The 18,824-nt window shown below is 39.7% G+C and carries 14 protein-coding genes and 1 pseudogene; 9 read left to right on the forward strand and 6 right to left on the reverse strand.

Features of this window, described 5'->3' with window-relative positions; all coding sequences use genetic code 11:
- Positions 1–94: 94 nt before the first annotated feature.
- Both FQ608_RS07975 and FQ608_RS07980 read left to right on the forward strand, forming a co-directional pair.
- Entirely contained in the window at positions 95–1,270 is a 1,176-nt protein-coding gene (locus FQ608_RS07975) for a hypothetical protein (RefSeq protein WP_158857290.1), read from the forward strand.
- A 36-nt stretch (positions 1,271–1,306) separates the two neighbouring features.
- Positions 1,307–2,410 carry an AI-2E family transporter gene (locus FQ608_RS07980; protein ID WP_158857291.1) on the forward strand — a complete coding sequence of 368 codons (1,104 nt, stop codon included), beginning with the start codon at positions 1,307–1,309 and terminating at the stop codon, positions 2,408–2,410.
- A gap of 248 nt (positions 2,411–2,658) precedes the next feature.
- Here the strand turns inward: FQ608_RS07980 and FQ608_RS07985 are convergent, their stop codons facing one another.
- Positions 2,659–3,114: an RES family NAD+ phosphorylase gene (locus FQ608_RS07985; RefSeq protein ID WP_158857292.1), complete on the reverse strand. Its 456-nt coding sequence runs from the start codon at positions 3,112–3,114 to the stop codon at positions 2,659–2,661.
- A gap of 7 nt (positions 3,115–3,121) precedes the next feature.
- Positions 3,122–3,583 (reverse strand): antitoxin Xre-like helix-turn-helix domain-containing protein, encoded by a 462-nt coding sequence (locus FQ608_RS07990; protein WP_158857293.1) that lies wholly within the window; start codon positions 3,581–3,583, stop codon positions 3,122–3,124.
- A 222-nt stretch (positions 3,584–3,805) separates the two neighbouring features.
- On the opposite strand from FQ608_RS07990, the gene FQ608_RS07995 reads away from it, so the two are divergent.
- Positions 3,806–4,735: a dienelactone hydrolase family protein gene (locus FQ608_RS07995; protein ID WP_199856335.1), complete on the forward strand. Its 930-nt coding sequence runs from the start codon at positions 3,806–3,808 to the stop codon at positions 4,733–4,735.
- 260 nt (positions 4,736–4,995) lie between these two features.
- Here the strand turns inward: FQ608_RS07995 and FQ608_RS08000 are convergent, their stop codons facing one another.
- Positions 4,996–7,206 (reverse strand): DUF5916 domain-containing protein, encoded by a 2,211-nt coding sequence (locus tag FQ608_RS08000; RefSeq protein ID WP_158857294.1) that lies wholly within the window; start codon positions 7,204–7,206, stop codon positions 4,996–4,998.
- Positions 7,207–7,517: 311 nt separating this feature from the next.
- Here FQ608_RS08000 and FQ608_RS08005 point away from each other — a divergent pair, with 311 nt between their 5' ends.
- Positions 7,518–9,713: a carbohydrate binding family 9 domain-containing protein gene (locus tag FQ608_RS08005; RefSeq protein WP_234364126.1), complete on the forward strand. Its 2,196-nt coding sequence runs from the start codon at positions 7,518–7,520 to the stop codon at positions 9,711–9,713.
- 76 nt (positions 9,714–9,789) lie between these two features.
- On the opposite strand, the pseudogene FQ608_RS08010 reads toward FQ608_RS08005, so the two are convergent.
- Positions 9,790–9,969 (reverse strand): annotated as a pseudogene (locus FQ608_RS08010) (deaminase); the annotation flags it as partial.
- A 325-nt stretch (positions 9,970–10,294) separates the two neighbouring features.
- Between FQ608_RS08010 and FQ608_RS08015 the strand changes: the two are divergent.
- From FQ608_RS08015 to FQ608_RS08025, 3 genes are all read left to right on the forward strand, one after another.
- Entirely contained in the window at positions 10,295–11,104 is an 810-nt protein-coding gene (locus FQ608_RS08015; RefSeq protein WP_158857296.1) for a hypothetical protein, read from the forward strand.
- A gap of 136 nt (positions 11,105–11,240) precedes the next feature.
- The gene (locus FQ608_RS08020; RefSeq protein WP_158857297.1) at positions 11,241–11,639 is read left to right on the forward strand and encodes a GlcG/HbpS family heme-binding protein; all 399 of its coding nucleotides are present in this window, start codon (positions 11,241–11,243) and stop codon (positions 11,637–11,639) included.
- Positions 11,640–11,907: 268 nt separating this feature from the next.
- Complete coding sequence (locus FQ608_RS08025; RefSeq protein WP_158857298.1) at positions 11,908–15,078, forward strand: chemotaxis protein CheB; 3,171 nt, start codon at positions 11,908–11,910, stop codon at positions 15,076–15,078.
- Positions 15,079–15,208: 130 nt separating this feature from the next.
- Here FQ608_RS08025 and FQ608_RS08030 read toward each other — a convergent pair whose 3' ends face one another.
- On the reverse strand, positions 15,209–15,604 hold the full coding sequence (locus FQ608_RS08030) for a hypothetical protein (RefSeq protein ID WP_234364127.1): 396 nt from the start codon (positions 15,602–15,604) through the stop codon (positions 15,209–15,211).
- A gap of 237 nt (positions 15,605–15,841) precedes the next feature.
- Here FQ608_RS08030 and FQ608_RS08035 point away from each other — a divergent pair, with 237 nt between their 5' ends.
- Positions 15,842–16,954 (forward strand): glycosyltransferase family protein, encoded by a 1,113-nt coding sequence (locus FQ608_RS08035; RefSeq protein WP_158857299.1) that lies wholly within the window; start codon positions 15,842–15,844, stop codon positions 16,952–16,954.
- Positions 16,955–17,054: 100 nt separating this feature from the next.
- Positions 17,055–17,852 carry an SDR family NAD(P)-dependent oxidoreductase gene (locus FQ608_RS08040; protein WP_158857300.1) on the forward strand — a complete coding sequence of 266 codons (798 nt, stop codon included), beginning with the start codon at positions 17,055–17,057 and terminating at the stop codon, positions 17,850–17,852.
- Between the two features lie 32 nt (positions 17,853–17,884).
- Here FQ608_RS08040 and FQ608_RS08045 read toward each other — a convergent pair whose 3' ends face one another.
- Positions 17,885–18,787, reverse strand: a complete 903-nt coding sequence (locus FQ608_RS08045) for an HAEPLYID family protein (protein WP_158857301.1) — start codon at positions 18,785–18,787, stop codon at positions 17,885–17,887.
- Positions 18,788–18,824 lie beyond the last annotated feature (37 nt).

The raw sequence follows: 18,824 nt of genomic DNA on the forward strand, positions 1-18,824 counted from the left end.
TCCACATTTCACTGCCTTTGACGGATATGGTGTATTTCGGTTACCTACCTTGATTTATTTCGAAACAGAAATTAGAAATCCAATTATCAAAAAAATGCCCCAATCCAATTTTCCATCTGTACCCTTTTTTCAGGAAAGAATAAACGGATTGAAAGAAACAATCTTAATGCTTGATTCAAAATTGAAAAGGCTGGCAATATGGAGGTTTCTGATATTTCTTCTCTTTTTGGTCCTGGCATTATTTATAATTGATTCCGGACTTTATGGAGTTCTTTTGATTTACATGCCGTCAGCTATTTTGGCATTTAGTTTTGCTGTCAAGCAATTCAACCGGTTCGAATACCTTAAAAAACAACATGAAAATCAAATATGCGTTAATCAACAGGACATTGATATTCTAAAACAAGATTTAGCCAAGTACTATGGCGGAGAGAGCTTTATAGATAAGAATCACCGTTATACCCAAGATCTGAATATTTTTGGCATGCACTCGATTTTTAAACTTATCAACAGAGCAACTACTGAGTTTGGGGAATCAAAACTGGCCCAATGGCTGAAGGAACCATCCCAACACAAGGAAATATTGGAAAGGCAGGCTGCTGTTAGGGAGCTTTCTTCTGGATTAGAATGGCGGCAAAGATTTCAGGCGTCCGGCATGCATTACTCCAATACCAATAAATCCTTTAGAGGTTTGTTAAATGGGATGCTAAAGCCAAATCAATTGTTGGATTCTAAAGTGAACTATTTGCTTTTAGCTGGATCTATGGGAGTAATATCATTTGCTGCCCTTGTGTATTTTCTGATAAATTTGATGGAATTTTTGAGGGGAATGGCGGATTTGAATCCATATACTCTACTATTTGTATTTCTCGTAGTAATTATAAACGGAAGGATAATCAAAAGGCATGAAAATGTAACGGAAGAACTAATTGAGAATAGTCAAAATAATGTGCAAATTTTAGGTGGATATAAATTGCTTTTAAAATTAATAGAATCATCAGATTTTGAATCTAATTTGCTTAAAAATATTAAATTAGTTCTTAATACCAGGAATGCAGCGTCTGCTGAAATCAGCAAATTAAAAGGTTATATGGAGTTGTTTCAGCAAAGAGGTACGCGGAACTCGATCGGAAAAAACTATATGTACCACCTTTTAAATTCCTTTTTTTTATTTGACTACAAAATCACCAAGGGAATTTGTCATGATTTTAACGCAAGTGAATTGATGAGAAGAAGTGGAATTAATCTTTTACCTGAAACTGATTTTTAAAACTTTCTTTGGTATAGTTATTGGAAACTATCTCCCATGACTATAAACAAACTTTTCCGCAATCCTACGAATGTAGTTGCATATGCGTCCGTAATTGTTGCTTTGTATTTTTTGATTTTGGGATTGATACAGGCACAATCGGTTTTGGCTCCGGTATTATTGGCTTTGGTAATTGCCATGCTTACCGTTCCATTAGCCCGCAAGATGGAGGAAAAATTAAATTTTAAGCGGGTATTTGCTTCATTGGTTTCTCTGCTGGTAGTGATTTTGGTTACCGTTGGAATAACAGCCCTAGTATTCTTTCAATTCAGTAATTTTATCGCTGATTCAGGGGACATTACTGGAAAAATGGAAAAAACACTTTCTTCTGTAGAGAAATTTATGATTGAAAACACCCCATTAGAAAGGGAGTCCCTTGATGAATTTAAGGCGGATTATGGGCTTAAAGAAACTGAGGATGGCGAAGAGGGGGATAATGTAAAGGAAAATCAACAGGAAGCTATGACCATTCTGGGCGCAATGGGAGGGTTCTTGGCGGCTTGGATTTTGACCTATGTGTATGTCTTCCTTTTCATTCAATACCGAAAGAAGTTCTTTAACTTTCTACTCCGACTGTTTCCAGCAGATGAGCAAAAGCGGATTTCGGTTATAGTCATTCAATCCTTGGAAGTGGTACAACATTATATCGTAGGGAGATTGATACTAATGGTTTTTTTAGCAATTCTATATGGGATAGGTTTGATGATTTCTGGTGTGGAAAACTACGTATTGGTTAGTTTGATAGGTGCTGTTTTATCGATTATTCCATTTATTGGAAATATGATTGCCTATGTCATCGCCGTTGTTATCGGTTTGGGTGGGGGAGGAGATACCCAGATGATTTTGGGAGTTACCTTGACTTTTGTAGTGGTTCAGTTTGTGGATTCCTATATCTTTCAGCCGTTGGTTTTGGGCAGTAAATTGAACGTAAATCCTTTTTTCATCATTTTCTCCGTGTTGGTGGGAAATGCGATTTGGGGAATTGTGGGTATGGTCCTTTCCATTCCACTATTTGCGGTAATTACCATTATCACCAACAAAGTACCCGACTGGGAGGCATTTGGATACCTTTTTAGAAACAACAAGGAAGACGTAGAATGAACATTGAGAAAAGAAGTAACCTTAATACGCAAAGGGTAGGCTGCCGGTATTGCTGTTTAACCATTCCTCTTTGATCAATATGTAGTGGGTAACAATGAATTCGTAATTGGAAGAAAGGAAATGCAATTGGCTCGTTATGCTATTTCTAAAGAAGCTACGCGGGATTCTGTCTAGATTCAAAGACGATTGATTAGTAGGCCGGATTGATTTTCAACCAATTAAAGAGTTACCCTCGTAGAATGGTATTATTACTTAACAATTCGCTGATCTAATTTGAGTGGGTAAACATCAAACGAAACCGAAATAAAACTATTTGATAGGGGATTTATCACAAAATTCAAAGAAGTTTGATCCACAACGGATGGAACACCAAAACAAAGTATTCCCGATTTCAACAAATTTGTCCCGTATTTTTGGGAGGCCTGTATAGGTGGTATTTCATCCCAACCGATGGGTAGTTCCCCCAGCTTTGGTATAACTACCAAATCATCTGAAATTTCGAATTCCATCACCGAATAGATCACATACCTTTCTGATGAAAGCAACTCGCTGTCTACCGTCAGCCGCTCAAGTAAAGCAGATGAAACCGAAGCACTTCCATACAAAGCCGGGTTTCCGGGTAGATTCCATCTTCCACCATACAGCTTTGCCCCTTCGCCACTTGCATCGCAATATTTGGTCACCGCTATTCTGTAAATTCTCATTATCAGACTAAATCGCTATACCATGTTGCAAGCGCATGATTTCAGCCTTTAAAATCTCCAAACCCTCTGAAACATCGATTAATGCTAAGGGTTTGATATTTCCAATAGAGAAAAGGGGACGCTCCATCCATCGTCTAAATCCTTCATTTCCAAAATAATTGATGCCTAAAGCATACAAATTCGCCAATTCATACATTTTTTCTGATTGTATGGTATCAAATATGTCCTTGCGCTGAAGGGTTTTGGCCGAAACTCCCAAGGCCGCAGCCAACGTATGGTTATCGAGACCGGATATTTCTTTAAGGCGATCAAAGGACTTTCTTTCTAAACCATTACGAAAAGTATCCACTCGATTTAAGGGTTCATCCAAACGACTTAAATCCACATTAAGAATGTCCTGAACAGACAAGGTGGATTTTCTGTAGAGAGCAACCGTAGGTTCACTTATTTTTGAGGGTTTTTTTGACATGTATTGATGAAGTAAATTGTCCATTAATATAACGTAATTTGTCCAGTTGTCATAATTTCACTACCAATTTTTTTAATTAATTTTTAAAGTTAAATTGGCGTTCTTTTAAAGCAATTGCCTATGTATGATTTACGAATGTCCACGTTCAGCTCAGTATTCACTTTCTTTTTTTTAATTTTGAGTAGCTTAACACACATCTTTTCTCAACAAGTTAGCACTACCATGTCCAATACCCCTAATGAGATCAAAGACAAAGACGATTTGCGAAAAGAGCTTTATGCGCTACTCGGTAGACTTCCTGAACGTGACCGGCCAATTCGTGTCGAAATGATATCCAGTGAGGAAGTTGATGGTGTGATAATAGAAAAGTTGCTCTTCGATATAAATGGACAGGAATTGGTGCCTGCCTATTTTTCCAAACCCAAAGGCGCAACTGGCAAATTGCCGGTTGTGCTGTTTAACCACTCCCATTTTGGGCAATATGAGGTTGGAAAGAATGAATTTACCCAAGGAAGAAAGGAAATGCAAACCCCTCCCTATGCTATCGCTTTGGCAAAAGAGGGGTATGCCGGTCTTTGTTTGGATTCTTGGGGATTTGGGGAAAGGTCAGGAAGGGCCGAAATCGATTTATTTAAAGAAATGCTGTGGCAGGGTCAGGTGCTCTTTGGCATGATGGTCTATGACAACCTCAGGGCATTGGACTACCTTGTTTCCCGGGAAGATATTGATCCTGATCGGATAGCGACAATGGGGATGTCCATGGGAAGCACCATGGCTTGGTGGTTGGCCGCTTTAGATGAACGCATTGCCGTGACCGTGGACTTGAATTGTCTGACGGATTTTTATACACTGATGGAGAAAGGGGATCTTCGCCTGCACGGAATCTACTATTATGTTCCTGATTTGTTATCCCATTTTTCCACCTCATCCATCAATGCGCTGATTTCACCCCGTCCCCATTTTGGACTGGCAGGCGAATTCGACCCACTAACACCTCTTGAAGGCCTGGCAATTATCGACAGGAACCTGAAGGAAGTCTACGCCCAAGATGGGGCACCGGAGGCCTGGAAGTTGAAAATATATCCGGTAGCCCACGAAGAAACAGCCGAAATGAGGGACGATATATTACAGTTTTTGAGGGATTGGTTGTAAAAGGGAGGTGAGATTTCCTGCCATGAAGTTAATGAGTTTTAAAAGCCAATTTGGGATTGCAAATCCCTTTTTATTTGGAGTCGGACATTGCTAACGTCGGACAGCGTTAGTTACGAGGGGTGAGCGTAGCCGAATCCCGTGAGTTGCAATCGCAAGGACAGATAACTGGAAATTGCAATGCCAAGCGAGCTGCCAAACTTGGGACCGGGATTGCAAATCCCCTTTTATCTGAGTTCGACATTGTAAATGTCGAACAGCGGTTAAAGATTTAACCAGTAATTCAATTTCATTACGAAAGCCCGTTGTTTGGAAGCAAATGACTCGGGAAAGTAGTTGTCGGTATAGACCATGAAAAGATCAGAAACCGGCGCATAGCGCCATTGCAGCCGGGTGTTGAGGTTTATATTGTCTATTTGATTGTTGTATTGGACAAAGGTGGTCCAGAACAAGCTCTTGGTAAAGGTTAGGTCAATTCTAGGTCCGATTAGAACCAAATCTGCATCAATTTGAGGGTCTGGCAGTCTGATTCTGCTGTAACTGATATTCATGGAAATATTGGCCAGGTACCCCAATCTCCATTGGGTGGTTCCGCTGAAATTGCTCATAGTTCCCGTATAATATTCCCCGATTTGTCCCTTACCCAAAAGGGCAAAAGTTTTTCTGGGATCTGTTCTGAAATCAAAACCCATGAAATTGTTCCTGTAAGAGGTCCCGCTAAGCAAAGGCTCTCCTCCGGTTCTGGTTGGATCGAACGGGAAAAACAGATACGTGTATTGATTATTATAGCTAAATGTCATTTCCGCAAATGAATCAAACTGAACCAGGTAATTCAACGTATGCAATTCATCGGTTACCCCCAAGGTCTCATTCCATAAGGTTTCTGATTTGAAGCCGGGACCATGACGGTTTATATTGCTGGATTTGGGAAAAAAAACATAGCCTAATTCAGGGGAAATTCTTTGAAAGTCCGTTCGGGGGGTATAACCTACCAAAGGGTTATAATCTGCGCCAACATAGGAATAAGCTAAGCCAGCGGAAAAATTGACATCACTAAAGGCAAGCTGTGCATGCCCTGTTCCCGCATCCGGTCCGGCAACCTCTTCGAATGTCCTATGATAGAAAAACTTCCCACTCCATCGGTTATCCTTGGAGAACAAGTTATAATCAACTCCTGCCAATCTGTTGGAGGCATCATGTTGTATGGAAGTTCCTCCTTTATGGATATCCATGGACTCCCGATTGACTAGCATCACACCCACATTGGATCGGTTAAACACTTTCTTTTGAAGTGCTGCCACAGTGAAATTTTTACCGGAAATACCTCTCAGTGGATCATTGGCAGTTTGCATGTTCATGGCACCGATCCGCAAATCATCCGTCAATTTCCCACTTAATCTGGCTCCATAAAAGATTGGATTTTGAACATTCTGACCAGTATTTTCATCTCTATCCACGCCGATCCTTCTGGAAAAAAAGGGACGGATCCTATCGGTTCCAAAATCGGCAAACAAATCTGCGTTTTCCAAAAAGAATTGCCTTCTTTCAGGAAAGAAAATTTCAAACCGGTCCAGATTGGTAACCTGTTCATCCACTTCTACTTGGGAAAAATCAGGATTTACTGTCAGGTCAAGGTTCAAGGCCGGACCGACCCCTATTTTCGCATCCCCTCCAAAAGCGGGCCGTAAAGGTTCACTGAAACCTTCAAGGTAATTTCTGGAAGTGCCCATTGCGGCGTATGGTATGATCGAAATATTTGTTCCAGATTTGGGTAAAGGCTCTGGAAAGGTTAGCTTCCTTGAAAAGGCCATGTGGGTGACGTTGAAATTTTTCGGAATGGGCGTCCAGGTAGATTTTTCAGAGTATTTACTGTCAATTCGGTAAAAATTAACATTCCAGCTCGTACCACCGTCTTTATACCTTAATGTAGAAAATGGAATTGCCACTTCGACAGTCCAATGATCCTCATGGATTTTAGCTTCGGCGTACCACTTATTATCCCAGGCAAGGTTAAAATCCGTTTGGTTCAATCCCCCGTTCCCCATCTGAGCTTCCCGCTGTACACCGTATGGATTAACCCCGAAAATGTAACCGTTTGTTTTGTCCTTAAAAGTATCCAGAACAAAGCTAATGCCGTCATTTTGATTTCCTCTATAATCCCTTCTTAAAGAAGTGCTTACATATTCGTCCCGAGGCTCAGGATTGAGCATAACCGCAGCTATATATAAAAATTTTTCATTGTATACAATTTTCACCTTGGTTTGTACAATGGCAAGGGATGTATCCGAGGGAAATGTCTGGACAAAATCAGATACCCAGCCATCTTCCTGCCAAACCTGCTCATCCAATAATCCATCTATTTTGATAAAACCATTGAGCTTATCGGCAAAAATACCCGGATGTGGGTCTTCCTGCGCAAAAGATGACTTGCATATAGTACTTATTAGGATAAAAACAAAAATAATCCTTTTCATAGATTTCAATATTCAAACCTAAACGTAACCATTCAATTGCGAAATGCTATTCTGTTTTTATATAAATGGTAATATTTTCGCTTAAAGTCACTTTCAAAGTAACAATTGGTTTTTTGGCATAAACATGCGCAGTTTTGCCTCGATTTTCGTGCTAACACATATTCGGTTAAAAGAAGTGGAGTAAAAGAAACGATCTCTATCCCCTAGCTCATTTACGGATTTCATTTCTATTGACACAATGATAAGTCCTTTTATATAATAGGTTTGACAATGCTCTACATATTCACTTATTTCGCAATTCCTATTTAAACATGCCTATCAAAAAGTCTTTTACCTTGTTTTTTTTGTATTCCTCTCTTATTTTGTCTGGGCTTTATGCCCAACAGGATGGAGAGATAAATGCCTATCGTCTAGGGCCAGAAGAAATGGTAACCTTGGATGGCAGGTTGGATGAGGGCTTTTGGTCTAAAGTTGAGGCGGCCACTGCCTTCCGCCAACAGGAACCATTGGAAGGGCAACTTGCTACCGAACAAACATCCGTACAAATAGCCATTGACGATAAAAACCTATACTTGGGAGTGAGGCTTTACGACAGCGAACCAGATAAAATCAAAGCCTTTCAGAAAAGGCGGGACGCTCCACTGGATACGGATGATATGTTCGCCTTTATCCTAGACACCTACAATGACCAGAGATCTGCGTTTTATTTTGAAATCAATCCCCATGGTCTGATGGGGGACGGCATATTAAGAACAGGTCAGGGATCGCAGGTCAATAAGGATTGGAATGGCATTTGGCGGGCATGGGTGACCCGGGATGACGAAGGCTGGTCGGCAGAAATCCGAATACCTTTTATGACGCTGAATTTTGATCCAAATAATGAAACCTGGGGCATAAATTTTCTAAGAACAATTAGAAGGAAAAATGAGATCACCCTCTGGGAGGGATTCAGGCGGAACCAAGGGATTGAAAGACCTCAGGATGCTGGGAAATTGCGGGGTTTGAGTAATATCAATCAAGGCATTGGGTTGGAAGCCATTCCCTACGTAATAGCTTCCCAATCTAGGGGTAGGTCAAACCCTGAGGAGTCCATGGCGGAAAGTGCCACCTTTAATGCAGGAGGGGAGCTGAATTATAACATCACTCCTAATCTAAAAGCTGGAATTACCGTTAACACCGATTTTGCCGAAGCTGAAGTCGATGACAGACAGGTCAACCTTACCCGGTTTCCTATATTATTGCCGGAGAGAAGGGATTTTTTCCTGCAAGGTGCCAATGTTTTTGTTTTTGCCCCTTCCAGTAACCCGAACCCATATTTCAGCAGAAGGGTTGGCCTTCAGGATGGACGGCCTATTCCAATAAAACATGGCGGGAGGCTTATCGGACGCATAAAAAACACGGATGTAGGGTTTGTTCAGGTACGTACCGGTGAATCGGGAGAGCTGCCTGGAGAAAATTTTACTGTGGGACGGGTTCTTCAAAACATCTCTGCTGAAAGCACGGTCGGTGCCATTTATACCCGAAGAGATACAGATGGGGATAGCCTCCCGGTAAGGGAAACCTTCGGTGCCGACATTAGTCTAAGTACTTCAAAATTTCTTGGAAACAGGAACTTCCAATTTGAAGCTTTTTTCGTGGGACATACTCCTTCATTTTTCGCTGATAGCAGCAGCTTGAAGGATAGGTCAACCAGGGGATTCAGGTTTAATTTCCCCAACCAACCTTGGGATGCCCACGTTTCTTACCGGGAATTTGGGATTAATTATGACCCCGCAGTGGGGTTTGTTCCCCGAGTAGGATTCCGAAGGCTTCAACCTACCGTTACCTATAATCCGCTGATTGAAAGAAGTGCTATATTTCGTGAGCTGAGCTGGCAATATGATTTTGAATACTTAATGATGTTGGATTGGCAACCAGCTACGGTAAATCACAAAGTAAGAGTGCTGGGATTAAGATTTGAAACGGGCGATTTCATCAACTTTTCTTTTCTCCACAATTATGAATTTTTGGATTTCACCTTTGATATTTTAAGGGATGGTTTCTTTTTGATTCCGGAAGGCACCTACCAAAATAGAGGGTATTCCATCGAGGCGTCGTCCGCTCCATTCCGAAAAATCGGGGGGGTGGCCACGTTAACCAATATCGGGTTTTGGACTGGAAAGCAGACTCTATTGGAGGCGGATTTGTTTATGAGACCTTTGGTGGGGCTAAATATGACAGCCAGTTACATCCACAGCAGCGTAGATCTGGAGCAGGGACATTTCCAAACCCATTTGATTCGGCTAAATAGCAGCTACGACTTTTCCCCGTGGGTTTCCGTCAATTTTAATATTCAGTATGACAACGTCTCGGAAAGGCTCGGAACCAACAGTCGTTTTATTTGGGTGATTGATCCGGGAAATACGTTGTTCATCGTCCACAACCATAATTGGCAGCGGTTTACAGACCGGTTTAATGTGATGGAAACGCAATCGACGGTAAAACTGGCCTATACGTTGAGGTTTTAAGTAATAGAAGCTACTAGATCATTTGGGATATTGGAATTTATTAGGATTAATTGTATTTTTTATTATAACTATACCTCGCTTCGATTTCCGCATGGGCTGTGGGATCATTGGTGGCCAACACGGAATTGCACCCTTTGCCGACTACCTCTCCGTCTTTTAAAATTACACAGCCGAAGGGTCCGCCTTTTCCTTCCTGCATTCCTTCGGAGGCAAGATCAATGGCCATTTGCATAAAGTGTAAGTCTTTCGTTTGAATGCATGAGATCCTGAATTTGGCTTTATAAACATGACATTAATGTAATCGTCAGTCTAAAAATAGGACCAGAACCGAAGTTTTTAGATGGGGGAACACAAGGAATTTTAAACTTATGTTTACACTTCCCTAACGTAGTTCCCGTTGTGCGAAAAAAACAGTAACCACCAAGGATCAAAGAGACACGTAGTTTTTTTATTTGTAATTTTTGATAGTCATCGAAATGCGGGATTTTGATTTGGATCAACTTTTAAACTATTTCCTTAAACCCCTCACCTTTTTAGTTCGTTAACCTAAATGATTCAACATTCATATCCAATAAACGCCTATGAAGTTTATCAATAAATTTATTTTCCGTCTACTTTTTTTGGTTCCAATATTCTTTAGCTGCACCACGCATTATATCGCCACCATGCAGGATAGCGATCTCCCGGCAACCAGTACCAACCGTGAATTCGATTATTTGAAAAAGGATACCATTGGAGTGTCTTATTCCTTTAACAATCAAAATGGTTCCGTCCGAATCCGCATGGAGAATCATAGTGATCAACACATGCTGATTAACCTTAACAAGTCGGCTTTAACCATCAACGGCAGGGCGAGTGGATTTGTCAATGGCAAGTCATTGGTTTATGGAAGGATTGGTCTATTTGGTACCCAAAATATTCCAACCACGGGAATAATTGATGCTGTAGTCGAGAATCAACTTGATAAATTGCACATCCCTCCCAAGTCCTATGCGGAAAGTTCATTTACCAACCTACACCCTGATATAAGGAAATTGTTTACGAATAACTTTGAAGGTTCTTTATCCAACTACCCATTGTTTGATCAACCGCAGGAAACAACGATTGCCTTTTATCAACAGCAAAACTCACCGCTAACAATTTCAAGCTATGTCAATTATTCACTGCTGGATGCGAACAACAATCCCAAATGGTCAGGTTTTGAGACACAGAACTTCTACCTGACAAGCATTTCCAAACTTAAAAACGTTAAAAAAAAGACGCTGCGTCAAGAATTGAATACACGCAATGATATGACCGGATTTAGTGAAACTAAAGGTGGGTTATGGGTTTTAATCGGGTCTCTTGCGGGCGTATCGGCATTGCTTACGGCGATAGGGGAACCGCAATGAGAAGATCAATCCTTGGATTATACCCAAATTAGGTAAAATAAAAATATTTTTATAAGTTATTAAACCTTTTTTACATATTTTTGTGTTGTTTAAACTCATATCTTACATTTATATAACATAACAAATTCAACCTACCATGAATATCACACTAGCTCAAGCTGAAACAGCAATCGAATCAGCAAAGCAAAAAGCTGAAGAATTGAATACCAAAATGAATATTGCAATTGTAGATGCAGGTGCAAACCTAGTGGCATTCGCCCGAATGGACGGAGCTTGGCTGGGATCGTTGGACATTTCGATAAAAAAGGCAAAGACTGCTAGATACTTCGATATGAACACCGGATCAATCGGTGAGCTTTCGCAGCCTGGGGGATCACTTTTTAACATTGAACATTCCAATCAGGGTTTAATCACTTTTCCCGGAGGTATTCCTATAAAAAATAAAGTCGGCGAAATCATCGGTGCTATTGGCGTCAGTGGTAGTTCAGTGGAAAATGACCATGCGGTGGCCGCTAGTGGAGCCAAGGCATTTTAGTCAAGTGAATTTTTGTTGTGTAGACCGACAACGATATATTTTCAGAAAGCCCACTTCCCATTGCTAGAGTCTGACGCTAAATCAGATGACTAAGTAATTTTTGAGATGCTTTGCAATGCGAGATAAAATTTCAAAAATTGTATTTTTTCTGGAATTTTATATTATAATTATTTTTTAATTATTTTCTTTTTGGTCAAATAATTCCTAATATTGGTTATAATCAACTACCTACAACTCATAATCTAAATTTCGGAAAATCGAATTAACTATGGACCAGAAGGATCTATACACTATTGCCATAGGTGCATCCGCAGGCGGAATGGAAGCGATACATTTACTTTTTGACAATACCCCCGAAGACGGCGCTGCTTACGTGATCATCCAACATCTTTCCCCGGACCACAAAAGTTTTATGGCGGAACTTCTTGCCAAGCACAGCAAATTGAAAATCTTTGAAGCAGAGAATAATATGCTCATAGAATCAAATTGCGTCTATTTGATGCCCAAGGGCAAGAATATGACCATAAAGGACAGAAGGTTACATTTAACTGATAGCCATTCTAATCAACCAAACAAGGCAATAGATATATTCTTAAACTCCTTGGCAGAAGACCAGGGTGATAAAAGCATTGCGGTTATCCTGTCAGGTACAGGAACTGACGGAACAAAGGGAATAGCTGCCATAAAAAAGTTTGGAGGGCAGGTAATCGTTCAGGACCCAGAAAGTGCGAAATACAATGGAATGCCAAACAGTGCCATACAATCGGGAAATGTAGATGCTATCCTTATACCAGAGTTGATACCCGATGAAATTATCGCTTATTTGAAGCAGGACACCCTACAAAATAGTTTTTCAACCAAAATTTCGGAAAACGATGAAAAGGCTTTGTTGGAAATCCTTAATCTTATAGAACAACATACTCCGTTAGATTTTACCAATTATAAGCGGCCGACCATTATCCGAAGGATCGTCATTCGGATGACTCATAATAATTTAGGTACACTCGAAGAGTATACGGATTTTTTAAAGAAAAACCCTTCGGAAATTTCTGTGCTAACACAGCAATTTCTAATAAGTGTAACCAAGTTCTTTAGGGACCAAGATGCTTTCTCAATAATTAGCGAAAAAGTAATACCTGAAATAATCGAAAGCAAATTGCTTGTAGATAAGCTAAAGATCTGGGTAGTAGGATGCGCCACTGGAGAGGAAGCCTATTCCCTGGCCATTCTTATACAGGAGTATCTGACTTCAATGAAGAAAAATCTCGAAGTGAAGATTTTTGCAAGCGACATCGACAAAACTGCGTTGCTCTTCGCCTCAAAAGGGGTATATGGTGAATCTATTGCTACCGATGTATCAGCGGAAAGGCTGGATAAGTTTTTTATTAAGCAGGACAAATCCTATAAGGTAAGGGATAACATAAGGAAAATGATCATTTTTGCTGATCATGATATTGTAAAACAGCCGCCTTATGGAAAAATTGACTTGATTAGCTGTCGCAACCTATTAATCTATATAAACCCATTATTACAGAAGCGGATACTCGCTTCTCTTCATTTCTGCCTTAATCTAGGTGGTTACCTATTTTTAGGTCCCAGTGAAAGTATTGGCGAACTAAAACAATCCTTTGAAGAAATAGACAAAAAATGGAAAATTTACAAAAATACGCAGGTTGCTCTCAATTTTAGGAATACAACGTATAGTACCCCTGGTTTGAATTCCCAGTGGGATAGACCCAGTCAAATATCTACTCCGATTAGTACTTCTCTGGATAACAGCCTTTCAGGAATTTTAACTCAAACTCTTTTGGAGGAATCAGGCTATGAAGCCGGTGTATGTGTTGATGGAGATTTTAAAATTATCCAATTTTTCGGTAATTACGAAAAATACCTGCTACCTAAAATTTTTAATTTTAGTTTGCTTGAAATGTTACCCGAAGATCTTTACATAGCTACCTCTACTACCCTGCGAAAAGCTGTAAAAGAGAACAAAAAGGAAGTAATTAAAGGTGTCAAATTCAGTTTAAACGAATTAATATGCTCGGTCAATATTTATGTAAAACCGATACCATTCGAGAAACCATTAATCCAGCAAGTCATTCTTGTATTATTCAGTGAGGAAAAGGAACGGACGATGCCTGATAATGACGCTGAAGTCTTTCAAATGGAAAAGCACTCATTGCGCTATTTGGAAGATTTGAACACGGAACTTGCGGAAACCAAACACAAACTCAAAGAGGCCCTAAATGCGCTTAAAGTTTCCAATGAAAATATTGACTCATACAACGAGGAGCTTATTTCCAGCAATGAAGAGATGCAGAGTACCAATGAGGAACTTCAGTCGGTGAATGAAGAATTGCAAACTGTCAATAATGAATATCAATTAAAGATTAAAGAACTTGCTGATCTGAATGATGATTTAAATAATTATTTCAAAGGCACGTTGAATGGGCAAATCTATGTAGACAAAAACCTTATTGTCAGGAAATTCACTCCCTCTGCCGTCCTACAGGTTAACCTTAAGGAAAGTGATATTGGGCGACCCCTAGGTGATATCTCCACCAATATAAAGTTTTCAATACTGACAGAAGACATTAAACGCGTAATATCTGTCTCTAACCATAGCGAGAAGGAGATTCAAACCAAGGACAACAAATGGTACCAAATGATGATTATTCCTTTCATCAGACAGCAAAACAACGAAAAGGATGGTGCAATAATTACTTTTAATGATATAACGGAATTAAAACAAATACAGGAAAAACTCGCCAAGATCAACGCAGATCATGGTACTTTTATTTATTCTGCGTCACATGATCTTAAAGGACCATTAGCCAATGTGAGTGCCCTTATCAGTTTTTTGAAAGATATTAGCGATCCGGATAATAGAAGCATTAAAGACTTGACAGATTTGATTGAAATATCTATTGCAAAGCTAAAAGAAACGATCAATGAACTGTCGGATATAGCCAAAACAGAAAATGAAATAAATGAGGTCGAGTCTGTTTCCTTACCCGATCTACTGGAAGAGGTGCAATACAGTATTAGAAATAAGATTCTGGAATCCAAGGTACTATTTAAGGTAGATTTCAAAGTTCCCGAAATCCCATTTTCTAAAAAGAATTTGAGAAGTATCCTGTTGAATATTTTGGATAATGCTATTAAATATAGATCACCGGAACGTGACCTTGAGGTGGTCCTACGAACTGAGGAAACGAAGGAGTATGTAGTTCTCTCTGTGAGGGATAATGGATTAGGTCTGGAATCAAGTAAAAGAAATGAAATTTTCTTGAAGTTTAAACGTCAGCATTCCCATGTAGAGGGAAGTGGGGTAGGACTTTATTTGGTAAAGAAGTTAATGACGAATGCGGGGGGAAAAATTGAAGTAGAAAGTGAATTGGGAAAGGGATCCGTATTTCGTCTTTATTTTAAAAAGTAATTCCTTAAATCCGCATACCTTCCAGGTTTTGATGACAATCAGCTATTTGTTTAAATTAAATGGGTGAAACTTGGAAGGTTTTCTTTAGTGGATAAAGAAATAATGTAGAAGATGGTAAAGCAAATCTATATCATTGTTGATCGTTTTTAATTGCGTTTAATTTAGCTTTGTTCTCCAATATGGTAGGATGAAGGTCATATGTCGGAAAAAATTCGGTTGAAAAAGCTCCCCATACGCTTCTTTCGACCGAAATGTTCAATGCTCTCAATTCACTGGCAGGTATCTTGACCGTGACTACCTGGCCTATTCCCATCATAACGTACCAAGAGACCACTTTGGCAGCTGCAGGTGGAAAGTTTTCGGTAAATCCATTTTTTTCACGTATCTCAATTAGTTCATCTATATTTTTATCCTGATGGTGCTTCAGCATGATGGTAATCATTATGCTGTCATTTTTCGTGTCTTCCTGCGCTGCGGCAATCTGGATCATCATCAAGAATATTACAAATAAGCTTGCTCTCTTCATTTTTTCTTCGTTTATATAAGAGATAAACACAGATTGGTAGGATCAAACTGGTTGATTTGTTATGGTTTGAATCAGGTCAAACTTACAATATTTTCCTCAGGTATGAGCTGTCTAAGCAGATAATCTTAAATGGATGTTGACGAGAAATGAATCTTAATTAAAGAAATCTATAAGGTTGGCAGGGTTTTTTCATTGCTAAAAGGTTAAAGTATCAATTTATTTTCATTTTCCCATGAAATGACTAAACCAAAACGAATTTTAGTTGCCTGCAATCACCTTAAAACAGTGGGTGGCTCTGAATTATATTCCTATTACCTAATAAAATCCCTTCTTGAAAATGGACACCATGTCGAATACTTTACCTTCAACCTCGGCATGGTTTCATCCAAAATCGAACTGGATTTAAATGTTGGTTTTAAGTCTGATAACCACTATGATTTAATTCTGGCAAGCCATCAGACCACAGTTAATTATCTTTTTGGGCAGGGCCCTATCCTTCAGATCTGTCATGGGCCAATTCCGGATTTGGAACAGCCTTCCCCTTTGGCGGATTTTCATATTTCGGTGTCTGAGGAAGTTGCCTCTCACCTGAAAGACAAGGGGTATTCTTCTACCGTAATTCTAAACGGAATTGATTTGGAAGTTCTCAAACCGAGGAGATCACTGAATAAGCGACCAAAGAAGATTCTTTCGCTTTGTCAAAGTAGAGAAGCCAATACGCTGATAGCTGCCATTTGTGAAGAGGAAGACTTAGAATTTAATTCCATAAATAAACATACCAATCCTAAATTTGAAATTTCCAATGAAATCAATGATGTAGATTTGGTTATTGGAATTGGTCGTTCTGCTTATGATGCGATGGCGTGCGGAAGACCATGTATTCTTTTTGACAAACGTTCGTACAACGGTAGCTTGGGAGATGGATACCTGTTTCCAAATAAATTCCGGAACTTTTCCAAATACAATTGTTCCGGGCGATTTTCCAAGCGTTCTTTTACCCGCAGGGATTTAGTCAATGAGATAAAAAAATACAATTCAGATCATGGAAAACAATTACGGGAGATTGCCACCGAGGAGCTGAACCAAAGCCATGTTAGTAAGGAGCTTGTGGAAATCGGCAAGAATTTATCTGGATGGAGTCATCGGAAACACTATCTGAAAATCATCATGAATTATTATCGATTCCAAGAATATTTCTCAACTGTAAAACGCTCATTTCGGGCAAAAATGAAGGAGGATTTTCTGTCCGGGATTTCTACGAAAGCAATCAAAGCAGCCATTGATAAAGAGAACTTTATATTGCCGCTTAGGTTTAGCCTTTATCTTTATTGGCTTCAATTAAAAAAATAAAACTAAGGATTTGTTCTGCAATTATTAATTGTGGTTACTTCGATGGAAGTAACCCACTGGCAATATGTATTTGGGGTTTGTTTTTCGTAAATTAGCCCTGATGAATGAAAAAACATACACCTTGATTACAGGTGCCAGTATGGGAATCGGTAGGGCCTTCGCATTGGAATGTGCTTCCAGAGATATGAACCTAATTCTGGTTGCACTTCCTGACCAAGTTTTGGAACAAGTAAAAAATGAGATTCTTTCGGAAAACAGCGTGGATGTATGGATTTTTGGCGTTGATCTCACCAAGGAGGGTGGGGTATTTTCCCTTTTTAATTTTTGCAGTGAAAAAGCGTTTCGAATTAACATGTTGATCAATAACGCCGGAATGGGAGCTGGGGGCAAATTTGAGAATTTACCCTTGGATAAATATTTAAACATCATTGACTTAAATAACAAAGTGCTTGTGCAAATGACACATTATTTTTTACCTGTCATAAAGCGTGAAAAGAAAGGGTTTATATTAAATATGAGTAGCATGGAAGCCACCTTACCGCTACCCTATAAGGCAGTGTATACCGCCTCCAAGAGTTTTGTGTATGCGTTTTCTCTGGCTATACGTGAAGAATTGGCAAGTGAGGGTAAAGTAGAAGTGTCCGTAGTATGCCCCGGCCCTGTAGTGACTAACCCGGAGGCACTCAAAAGAATGAAGGCTCATGGTGCCCGTGGCAAGATGGTGGCCCAAATGCCAGAACAGGTGGCAGCCATGGCAATTAGAAATCTATTAAAAGGGAAACGCGTTACTATTCCCGGAAAGTTAAACTGGGCACTTGTCAAAGTTGGAAAAATGTTGCCTACGAACCTTAAGATGAATCTATTGGAACGTCTCTTTAGAGTATATCGAGATCATTAATTTTCCTTAGGTCTAGATGATACTTCGGTACATTAATGCATCGCTTTAAATCCAGGTTCATATATCAGTCGGGCGAAAGAACTTAACCCCCTGTTTTCCCGGTTTAATGGAATACCGCTGACGATACCGATCATCAAATTTTCCGAAAGTCCAATACGCATTTGGGGTCTCAATACGCTGTAGATTTTTCCATGGACAACCTCCTGGTTTAATTCCATACCTATAAAATTTCTAGTACCGGAGATCATATAATGAAAGTTGGTGTTGATTTCATAGACATGTTCCCAATTGGGTGAATCAAACTCCTTTATTAGCCGGGGGCCGGTATAAATCAGTGTGTGATAATTGAGCCCCCATCGCTTGGCAAGGACAAAAAACGGATTGTAGCTATTGCCTTTAAATAAGTCATCACTTCGCATCATATTTAAATCCACCAATTTAAATTCATGGATATAACCTAGAGCCATGCTGGTATTCAATTTTTCAGAAACAAAGAAAGACCACTGGGCAGCGACTTTTATGCTTTCCAAACGGCTGGATGGTCTTTGCATAGTGGGATCCGCCGAGGAAGGTCCGTAAAAAGTCAGCGGAAGTTCTATTTCTAATCCCAACCTGTCAATGGGCGCCCATTCATACTCGACTAAAGCTTCGTACTCATCAAAATTCCGGTCAGTTTTCATACCGAATCCGTAGTTCCATTCTTTTTCCCCTTTTCTTGCTCCCAAGTCCCGAATCAAGTCAATATAAAGAGGTTCCGCATGAAGGACCTTGGCTTTTAAGCCGGGTCGGTTTTCAATTTCACCTATAAATACACTGTCAAGGTAAATATTGTCCAGCCTTATTGTGGTGTCATTTTCTGTTTGGGCTATTCCTAAGATAGGGAAAAATCCTATCAAAAGGATAAAAAGTTCTTTTTTGAAAATCTGAAAGTGCATTTCCGGATAATTTTTTCTTTTTAAAAGTTCAAAGCTA

The sequence above is a fragment of the Lunatibacter salilacus genome (assembly GCF_009797935.1).
GTDB classification, from domain to species: Bacteria; Bacteroidota; Bacteroidia; order Cytophagales; family Cyclobacteriaceae; genus Lunatibacter; species Lunatibacter salilacus.